This is a genomic window from Arthrobacter sp. AL12, assembly GCF_029960645.1.
Lineage (GTDB): Bacteria > Actinomycetota > Actinomycetes > Actinomycetales > Micrococcaceae > Arthrobacter.
Map to the genome: position 1 here is coordinate 55934 of NZ_JASBQY010000013.1, position 9204 is coordinate 65137.

The window sequence follows — 9204 nt, forward strand, 5'->3', positions numbered from 1 at the left end:
GGCGGGGCCGCGGCATCCTTTCCCGGCCCGGTCATCTGGGTGCCGTTTCCGCCGCCGGGGACGCAGCCCGCAACGCAACGCGATACATTGGCAGGCATGAGCGAAGCCACCCCCGCCGGCGCCGGCCGCGGCACCATCCTGGTCCTCAACGGACCCAACCTGAACTTGCTCGGCACCCGCGAACCCGAGAAATACGGCACCGCCACCCTGGCCGACGCCGAACAGCTCGCCAAGGACACCGGCGCGGCGCACGGGCTCGACGTCGAGTGCTTCCAGTCGAACCATGAGGGTGCGCTCGTGGACGCCATCCATGCCGCCCGCGGCAGGGCCGTCGGCATCGTCATCAACGCCGGCGCGTACACGCACACCTCGGTGGCCATCCGGGACGCCATTTCCGCGGTGCAGCTGCCCGCCGTCGAGGTCCACATCACGAACGTCCACGCCCGCGAGGCGTTCCGGCACCATTCCTACCTCTCGGACATCAGCAAGGCCGTGATCGCCGGGGCAGGGATCCTGGGCTACCGGTTTGCCATCGAGTACCTCGCCGGGCTGCAGGCCGGCCAGGACTGAGCATGTCCGCCGTTGATCCCGGCAGCACCGGCTCCCGTTCCGGGGAACCGGGCCCCGGGGATACGCACGGCGCGGAACCGGCCGCCGCGGAACCGGGCGGCGCGGAGTCCGCCACGGCCCAGTGGTACCGGCACTTCGGCACCGTCGACGCGCCCGGCAACTCCGACTGCTACGCCGCCTGGTCAGTCGGCATCGCGGAGGACGCGGAGCTGCTCCGGCGGATCGATCAGTGGCCGCACAACAAGCGACAGCCGCTGCTGATGCTCGCGGCCGCCCGCTTCCTGGGCGCGCGGATCAGCCCCTACCCGGACTTCCGGGCGTTCCTGGACGCGCACTGGGAGGAAGTGTCCCGGATCGTGCTCGCGCGCGCCACCCAGACCAATGAGGCCGGGCGCTGCGCCACCCTGCTGCCGTCCCTGGCGCAGATCGCCGCGGACGACGGGCGCCCGCTGGCGCTCATCGAGGTCGGGGCTTCGGCCGGGCTGGCGCTGTTCCCGGACCGCTACGGCTATGAGTACGACGCCGGTCCCGGGCGCACGCGGCTGGTCCCGGCCGGTGCCGCTCCCGGCAGCTACCCGGTCCTGGGCTGCGCCGTCACCGGTCCAGTCCCGCTGCCGGCGGAGCTCCCGCAGGTGGTCTGGCGCGCCGGGATCGACCTGAACCCCCTCGACGTCCGGAATCCCGACGACGTGGCGTGGCTGGAGGCGCTGATCTGGCCCGAGCAGGATTTCCGCCGTGAACGGCTCCGCCTTGCGGTCGCGATTGCCCAGGCCGATCCGCCCCTCCTCGCGGCCGGAGACCTCAACGACCGGCTCCCCGCCCTGGCCGCGCGGGCGCCGTCGGACGCCACCCTGGTGGTCTTCCACAGCGCGGTCATGGCCTACCTCGACGCGGAGGCCCGGGACCGGTTCCGCGCCACCATGGCGCGGCTCGCCGTCGAACGCGGCTGCCACTGGCTGTCCAATGAAGGGCACACGGTGATCATCCAGGCGGACGGCTCACTCGTGGTCCCAGAGATGGACGAGTCCCGGCTCCGCGGCCGCTTCCTGCTGCTGCACAACGGCAGGCCCAGGGCGATCACCGGCCCGCACGGCCAGAGCCTGGAATGGCTTTAGCCGGCCGACGCCCGGCTGTCGGCGGCGGCCGCGGATGCGGCGGAAGCCTCCGCGTGCCCGGTACGTAGGTGCTGCACGGTTAGTTCTGGATGCACTGGCCCGGGGAGACAGCCTCGCCAAGGCCCGGGGCCCGGGCGGCCACCGGTCCCAGATCCGTCATGGTGATGGCATAGCCGAGTGAGGATTCCCCTGTGGCCTTGGCGAAAATGACTCCCGCGACCTGGCCGTCGGGGGTCAGCAGCGGGCCTCCCGAGTTGCCCGGCTGGACGTCCCCGGCGATCCGGTACACGTCCTCCGGCGCGGGGTTGTTGCCGTAGATGTCCGGGACCAGCACCGTCGCGATGTCCTGCACCGTGGCGGGCCTGGACTGGAACGGGCCGCCATGGGGGTAGCCGGAAAACGCTGCGGGGCTGCCGGCCGGCAGGTCGGAGCTGAGCGGCAGCGCGGCCGAGCGCAGTCCGTCCACGGCCACCACCGCGAGGTCGTGCTGGGCGTCGAAGTACACCACACGCCCGGGCAGGGCGCCGCCGCCGGGAATCTCCACCACCGGTTCCGGCACGCCGGCGACCACGTGGGCGTTCGTGACGACCCGGCCCGGCGCCACCACGAAACCGGTGCCGGTCTGGTTCTGCCCGCACTGGTAGGCGGTTCCCGCGATCTTCAGGACCGACGCCGCGGCCCGGTTCAGGGCGGGCGTGTCGGTGCTGGCATCCGGGACCGCCACCGGCTGGCCCTTCTCGATGCCCTCGAACAGCGTCGGGATCCCCTCGCCGATCACGGCGGACCGCAGCTGGGCCATGGAGGCTTTCAGCGGCACGGGGGTCGCGCCGTCGATGAAGCGGATCACCTTGGACTCGGCGAGCGGCTGGGACACGAAGGGAACGCCGAGCGCCCCGACGCTGAAGGCCAGCATCGACATGACCAGGGCCGAGACCACCACGTTGACGCCGCCGCCTGCCAGCCGATCCATGGACCGGAGCGGACTGATCCGAACGACGCTGCGGATCCGGCGCCCGATGGCGGTGCCAAGGCCGTGCCCCAGGACCATCAGCAGCACGGCAGCGGCAATGATCGCTGTGAGGCGCCAGCCGCTGTCCTCGACCAGGCCGCTGACAATGGGGACGGACACAAAGGCAGCCACAGCCCCCGCGGCGAAGCCGGCGATGCCGCCGACGGTGACCAGGAAACCGTTGCGCAGTCCGTGGAACAGGTAGGACAGCAGCGTCACGATCAACACAAGATCCAAGATGGTCAAGCCGAACACCAATGCTCCTTACAGGCAGGTAAGCCCCAATTCTACCGGCGCCGGCTGACAGTTTGCCGAGGGCGGGCGGAGCCCGGAGCCTGCCCTCGCGCTCCGCCTCGCCGTCCCCTGCCACGACGTTTGGCGCCTTTCGGTGCCAAGTACGTCACAGACGCGCCAAAATTCTGAAACAATGGCTGAAGCGCCCCAGCCGACACAGTTTTTAGTCAGGAGATTTCATGGATATCGAGGTATTGCGCCGCGCACCCCTTTTCGCCACGCTCGACGACGAGGCGTTCCGTCTGCTGACGGACGAACTCACCGAGGTGGACCTCTCACGCGGAGCCTCGGTATTCCGGGAAGGCGACCAGGGCGACCAGCTCTATTTCATCGTCTCCGGCAAAGTTAAGCTCGGACGCACGTCCCCGGACGGCCGGGAGTCGCTGCTGGCCATCCTCGGCCCGGGCGAGCTCTTCGGCGAAATGGCGCTGTTCGACCCGAGTCCGCGTACCGCCACGGCAACGGCCGTCTCGGAAACGCGTCTGGCCGGGCTGAAGAATGAGAGCCTGAACGCCCTGCTGCGCACCCGCCCGGAGGTTTCAGCGCAGCTGCTGCAGGCCCTGGCCCGCCGCCTGCGGCGCACCAACGATTCCCTGTCCGACCTGGTCTTCTCCGACGTTCCGGGCCGAGTGGCCAAGGCGCTGCTGGACCTGGCGGACCGCTTCGGCCGTCCCGCGACCGACGGTGTCCTGGTGGCCCACGAGCTCACGCAGGAAGAACTGGCCCAGCTGGTCGGAGCCTCCCGCGAAACGGTCAACAAGGCCCTGGCCGAATTCGTGCAGCGCGGCTGGTTGCGCCTGGAGGCCCGCGCCGTCGTCATCCTCGACATGCAGCGCCTCCGCCAGCGCTCCCGCTAAGCGTTTTCGGCAGCACCCCGAAGGCCGGCCCGCGAAAACGGTGCCGGCCTTCAGGGTTTAAGCCGGCCGTACGCCCCGCGTGGGACATGCTCATTCCTGGCTCCGGGTCCGTGGGACATGCCCATTCCTCGCGGCAGCGCATGGACACAATGCCATCATGTGCACCGGCCCGGCCCAGCAGGGGACATGTCCAGTGGCGGGCGGGGTGGGCCGACACGTGACCCGTGCGCCTCGGCCGGGTCAGCGTTCGCGCTGGGGCTCTCCGGCGACGGTCTTTGCGGCCTCGACCTCGAGCATAAGCTGGCCGTCTTCCTCGACGAGCTTCGGCTGGTACACGTGGGCCTTGCGCTTGTAGCTCAGGTAGGCGATACAGCCGTTCGCGGCGGCCATCTTCTCGAGCATGATCTCCGAGCCGGGCACCAGCAGCTGGCCCAGGGTTCGCCCGACCGTGTTCTCCTGGCCCACCTCATCGCCGAGCGCGGAGGTGTTACGCCCCTCGACGACCTTGCCGACGCATACCCAGCGGCCCCACACACCCTTGCTGGCCAGCAGCGACGGCTGCTGGTTCATCGGCACCGTGGCGGCGAAATAGCGGGTGTTGAAACGGCGGTGGGCGAAGTCCGGGCTGAGCCAGTTGACCAGAGGCTTGAGGAGGTCTGTCCGCACCGAGAGGCCGCGTTTGGCAAGCACGTCCGTGAAGGACTTCTCCTGGTCCGCCACAGCCACCCGGGCCCGCATCCACTCGGCGCTGGACGTTGCCTCCACCGTGGTGGACAGGTCCGGTCCCGCGAGGAGGACGCCGGTTTCCTCGAACAGCTCGCGGATGGCGCCCACCACATGGCGGCGGGCCAGACCGATGTCGGCGGTGCCCATCTGCTCGGCCCAATGCTGCGGTGTGGGGCCCAGCCAGCCGACGGCGTCGTCGTCGGAGGCCTCCAGCGACCCGCCCGGAAAGGCGAGCACACCCAGCGGGGAGGACCCGGGCCGGTATCCCAGCCAGGTCTCCAGGCCCGTGGGCGAGTCGCGCAGGAGCACCACAGAGGACGCGGACCGGGGCGCGCGGGGGGTCCGTTCGCCGTGTTCAAGCCAGCTGCGGGCCGCCCCCTCAAGATCCGGGGGAAGGGCAAACAGGCGTCGGGCTAACTGGGGCACGGGAAACGGACCTGGCCTCTAGGCGAATTCGGCGATGAGTTCGACTTCAACCGGAGAGTCGAGCGGAAGGACGGCAACGCCGACGGCGGAGCGTGCGTGCTGGCCGGCGTCGCCGAGGACCCGGCCCAGCAGTTCGGACGCGCCGTTGATGACACCGGGCTGGCCGGTGAAGGAAGGGTCGGAGGAGACGAACCCGACGACCTTAACGATCCGCGTGATGCGGTCAAGGTCCCCGATGACACTCTTGACGGCGGCCAGGGCGTTGACCGCGCACACGGCGGCGTACCGCTTGGCGGTTTCCGGCGAGACCGTGGCCTCATCCGAGGCGCCTTCGGTGCCGGAGGAGACCTTGCCGGTCGCTTCCAGCCTGCCGTTAATGAACGGCAACTGGCCGGAGGTGTAAACGTGGTTGCCGGAAATCACTGCGGGGACGTAGGCGGCAACCGGCGCGGCGACCTCCGGCAGGGTCAGGCCGAGCTCGGCCAGGCGCTGCTCGACGGCGGACGGCGCGCCCGCCGCGGCGGTGCCGTCCGCCGGTGTTCCGGTAGCGGCGGAGCCGCCCGGGGCGGCCGGTGCGGGGGTGCTCATGGCTACTGCTTCTCCCGCTTCAGGTAGGCAACCAGGCCGTTTCCCTCGGGGCCGGGGACAACCTGGACAAGCTCCCAGCCGTCGTCACCCCACTGGTCCAAAATCTGCTTTGTGGCGTGGATAATGAGCGGAATCGTTGCGTACTCCCATTTGGTCATGAGCTAAAGCCTAGTCCTTGCCGGTAAAGTGGAAAACATGGCGACTGGTAACAACCCTTTATTTGACACGGCCACCACCCTCGGAAAGATCCTTCTTTTCCTGGGCGTGAGCGCCATTTGCGGCGTCCTGGTGGCGGGACTGCTGGTTCCTGCGGCCGCCGTCACCGGCAGCTCGGCCAGCGGATCGATCAAGTTCTTCGAGACGCTGCCGGCCGAACTCCAGGTCGACCCGCCGAGCCAGTCGACGTCGATCCTGGCCGCCGACGGCAGCGTAATCGCCAACCTCTACGCCGAGAACCGCACCCGGGTCTCCCTCGAGCAGATGTCGCCGTTCGTGAAGGACGCCGTCATCGCCATCGAGGACAGCCGCTTCTACGAGCATGGCGGCGTGGACACCACCGGCATCATGCGCGCCCTCGTCAGCACGGCCCGCGGCAACCGGCAGGGGGCGTCGACTATCACCCAGCAGTACGTGAACAACGTCATCAACTCCTCCCTCGAGGCCGAGGGCAAGAGCGACCAGGTCCTGCTGAACGGTGTGAACAAGGGCGTCGGCGACAAGCTGCGGGAAATGAAGCTCGCCATTGCGCTGGAGAAGAAATTCAGCAAGGAGCAGATCCTTGAGGGCTATCTCAACATCGTATTCTTCAACCGTGACGCCTACGGCATCGAAGCCGCCTCCAAGTTCTTCTTCAGCACCACAGCCAAGGACCTGACTCTGCCGCAGGCAGCGCTGCTGGCCGGCCTGGTCAACAGCCCGTCCTTCTTCGACCCGATCGCCAACCCGGAGAACGCCAAAGTCCGCCGTGACCTGGTGCTCCAGTCCATGCTGAGCCAGGGCAAGATCAAGCCAGCCGAATATGACGCCGCCGTGGCCACCCCGGTGGAAACGAAGGTCACCCAGCCCCGCCAGGGCTGTGCCTACTCCTCGACCGCCCCATACTTCTGCGACTACGTGCTGCACCTGATGCTGAACAACCCGGCCTACGGCGCCGACGCCAAGGAGCGCGAGCGGGCGGTCTTCCGCGGCGGCCTGACCATCAAGACGACGCTGGACCCGAACGCCCAGGCCGTGGCGCAGGCCCAGGTTGAGGGCTCCGCCGGGGAGAACCCGGACAAGTGGGGCGCCTCGCTGGTCTCCGTGCAGCCGGGCTCCGGCAGAATCGTCTCCATGGCCCAGAACACGCAGTTCCTGGAGGCCGAAGGCAAGTTCAACAACGTCATCAACTTCAACGTCGACATGCGCGACGCCCAGGGTAACGACCTCGGCGGGCTGGGCGGGTTCCAGCCCGGTTCCACGATGAAGCCGTTCACCTTCGCCGCGTGGCTCAACGAGGGCAAGTCCATGAACACGGTCCTCAACGGCTCCGTGCGCCGGTACCCGCTGAACTACCGGTGGAAGAACACCTGCACCACCCGGGTGGACGGCGCCTACAACACGGCGGAGAAGAGCCTGGGCGCTGCGGATGACCTGCAGAACGCCGAAGACGGCTACTACAAGAACATGAGCGTCGTTGACGGGCTGGCAAACTCGATCAACACGATGACCTTCGCAACGGCGGCGCAGGTCGACCTCTGCGGCATCCAGAAGATCGTTGACGCTGCGGGCATCCACGCCGGCCAGACCAACGAGCCCGTTCCGATGACGCGCCTGTCCAACCTGATCGGCGCCACCCAGACCTCGCCGCTGACCATGGCCAGCGCGTTCGCCACGTTCGCGAACAACGGGAAGTACTGCCAGCCGATCGCCATCGAAACGGTGACGGACGCGACCGGCGCCCAGCTGCCGGCCCAGGCCACGAACTGCCGCGACGCGATCAAACCCGAAGTTGCCCGCGGCGTGAGCTACGCGCTTCAGGAGGTCCTCAACCGCGGCTCCGGCTCGCTGATCAAGCCGCGGATCTCGACCCGGACCAGCTTCCCGATCGCCGCCAAGACCGGTACCAACGACCCCAACAACTCCACCTGGGTAGTCGGCTACACCAGCGGCCTGGCGACGGCCTCCTGGTTCGGCGACGCGCTGGGCGGCCAGGACCGGCCGGGACGCAACCTGACCCTCAACGGCAAGTTCTACAAGGCCATCGACGGTTACATGATCGCCGGCCCGCAGTTCTCCAACTACATGACCCAGGTGGCGCCGTCCTACGGCACGGACCCGTTCACGGCCCCGCCGTCGAACCTGGTGACCGGTCCGACCCCGGCGCCCCGGCCGTCCACGCAGGCGACGCCGGCCCCGTCCGGCTCCGCACCGCCCAGCCCGGCCCCGACTGAGCCCGCGCCGACTGAGCCCGCGCCGCCGGGCCAGGAAAAGAAGTAAGAAGCGCCCACGCCGTGACCGGGCTTTACTCGCTGGCAAACCGCGTCCGAAGCATCGGGCGCGGCTTTGCCGTCACCGCCGCCGCCGGGGCCGTTACCGGTGCCGCTGCCGCCGGGTACGGGCTGTGGGAGAAGAACCAGTTCGTGCTGCGCGAAGAGACCCTTCCGATCCTCCCGGCCGGCTTCGGCCCGATCCGGGTGCTGCATCTGAGCGACATCCACTTCGTGCCCGGCCAGCACCGGAAGGCCGAATGGCTGTCCTCGCTGGCGGACCTGAAACCGGACCTGGTGGTGAACACCGGCGACAACCTCAGCCATGTCCAGGCCGTGGAACCCCTGCTGGAGTCGCTGCGCCCGCTCATGAAGTTCCCCGGAGTCTTCGTCCCCGGCTCCAACGACTACTTCGCGCCGCGGCTGAAGAACCCGGCCTCGTACCTCCTCGGGCCGTCCGCGAAACCCAGGGACCCGGCCAAGCTCGACTGGCCGCGGCTCCGCGCCGGCTTCGGGATGGGCGGCTGGGTGGACCTGACCAACCGCTGCCAGTCGCTCCCGGTCAAAGGCCTGCGCGTTGACTTTTCGGGCGTGGACGATCCTCATCTGGGCCTCGAACGGTACGCCGGCTGGCCGCGGGGCACCAAGGGCCAGGACACCAGGCCGCATCTGCGGGTCGCCGTCATCCATGCCCCGTACCAGCGCGTCCTGGACCACTTCACCGGGGACGGCGCCGATCTGCTGCTCGCCGGCCACACCCACGGCGGCCAGATCTGCGTCCCCGGGTTCGGGGCCCTCGTCGCCAACTGCGACCTTCCGACTTGGCGCGCCAAGGGCCTGCACGACTGGGAAAGCAAGGGTCGCACGACGCCGGTGAACGTCTCCGGCGGCATCGGCACCTCGCGTTTCGCCCCGGTCCGGATCGCCTGCAAGCCCGAGGCCGTGCTGCTCACGCTCACCGCGCGTTCCTGAGCCGGCCCGCCTCCCCGCCGCCACCACGGGACATGCCCTCCCCTGGGCCCCACGGCTGGACATAACGGGCCCATGTCCACTCCCCGCGGCCAAGACTGGACATGTCCCCCGGGGTGGACTGGGGACGCCACGGGACATGCCCTCCCCTGGGCCCCACGGCTGGACATAACGGGCCCATGTCC

General features: G+C 69.0%; 9 protein-coding genes. 5 read left to right on the plus strand and 4 right to left on the minus strand.

Annotation, left to right across the window (positions count from 1 at the left end; translation table 11 throughout):
* The first annotated feature begins 96 nt into the window (after nt 1–96).
* Complete coding sequence (gene aroQ / locus QK291_RS14005) at nt 97–570, plus strand: type II 3-dehydroquinate dehydratase (RefSeq protein WP_282382932.1); 474 nt, start codon at nt 97–99, stop codon at nt 568–570.
* 2 nt (nt 571–572) lie between these two features.
* On the plus strand, nt 573–1685 hold the full coding sequence (locus QK291_RS14010) for a DUF2332 domain-containing protein (RefSeq protein WP_282382933.1): 1113 nt from the start codon (nt 573–575) through the stop codon (nt 1683–1685).
* A 79-nt stretch (nt 1686–1764) separates the two neighbouring features.
* Here the strand turns inward: QK291_RS14010 and QK291_RS14015 are convergent, their stop codons facing one another.
* On the minus strand, nt 1765–2949 hold the full coding sequence (locus tag QK291_RS14015; protein WP_282382934.1) for a MarP family serine protease: 1185 nt from the start codon (nt 2947–2949) through the stop codon (nt 1765–1767).
* Between the two features lie 218 nt (nt 2950–3167).
* Here QK291_RS14015 and QK291_RS14020 point away from each other — a divergent pair, with 218 nt between their 5' ends.
* Nucleotides 3168–3845 carry a Crp/Fnr family transcriptional regulator gene (locus QK291_RS14020; protein WP_011693220.1) on the plus strand — a complete coding sequence of 226 codons (678 nt, stop codon included), beginning with the start codon at nt 3168–3170 and terminating at the stop codon, nt 3843–3845.
* A gap of 240 nt (nt 3846–4085) precedes the next feature.
* Here QK291_RS14020 and QK291_RS14025 read toward each other — a convergent pair whose 3' ends face one another.
* The 3 genes from QK291_RS14025 to QK291_RS14035 are packed head-to-tail and all read right to left on the minus strand — an operon-like array spanning nt 4086 to nt 5743.
* Nucleotides 4086–4997, minus strand: a complete 912-nt coding sequence (locus QK291_RS14025) for an NUDIX hydrolase (RefSeq protein WP_282382935.1) — start codon at nt 4995–4997, stop codon at nt 4086–4088.
* Nucleotides 4998–5015: 18 nt separating this feature from the next.
* On the minus strand, nt 5016–5585 hold the full coding sequence (locus tag QK291_RS14030) for a RidA family protein (RefSeq protein WP_282382937.1): 570 nt from the start codon (nt 5583–5585) through the stop codon (nt 5016–5018).
* 2 nt (nt 5586–5587) lie between these two features.
* On the minus strand, nt 5588–5743 hold the full coding sequence (locus QK291_RS14035) for a DUF4177 domain-containing protein (protein WP_144671455.1): 156 nt from the start codon (nt 5741–5743) through the stop codon (nt 5588–5590).
* A 37-nt stretch (nt 5744–5780) separates the two neighbouring features.
* Here QK291_RS14035 and QK291_RS14040 point away from each other — a divergent pair, with 37 nt between their 5' ends.
* Together QK291_RS14040 and QK291_RS14045 are read left to right on the plus strand one after the other, a co-directional pair.
* Nucleotides 5781–8060 carry a transglycosylase domain-containing protein gene (locus QK291_RS14040; RefSeq protein WP_282382940.1) on the plus strand — a complete coding sequence of 760 codons (2280 nt, stop codon included), beginning with the start codon at nt 5781–5783 and terminating at the stop codon, nt 8058–8060.
* 14 nt (nt 8061–8074) lie between these two features.
* Entirely contained in the window at nt 8075–9022 is a 948-nt protein-coding gene (locus tag QK291_RS14045; RefSeq protein WP_282382943.1) for a metallophosphoesterase, read from the plus strand.
* Nucleotides 9023–9204: the final 182 nt, after the last annotated feature.

Coding starts and splice junctions, on each gene's coding strand:
- aroQ (WP_282382932.1), top strand. CDS start 97: ATGAGCGAAGCCACCCCCGCCGGCGCCGGCCGCGGCACCATCCTGGTC.
- QK291_RS14010 (WP_282382933.1), top strand. CDS start 573: ATGTCCGCCGTTGATCCCGGCAGCACCGGCTCCCGTTCCGGGGAACCG.
- QK291_RS14020 (WP_011693220.1), top strand. CDS start 3,168: ATGGATATCGAGGTATTGCGCCGCGCACCCCTTTTCGCCACGCTCGAC.
- QK291_RS14030 (WP_282382937.1), bottom strand. CDS start 5,585: ATGAGCACCCCCGCACCGGCCGCCCCGGGCGGCTCCGCCGCTACCGGA.
- QK291_RS14035 (WP_144671455.1), bottom strand. CDS start 5,743: ATGACCAAATGGGAGTACGCAACGATTCCGCTCATTATCCACGCCACA.
- QK291_RS14040 (WP_282382940.1), top strand. CDS start 5,781: ATGGCGACTGGTAACAACCCTTTATTTGACACGGCCACCACCCTCGGA.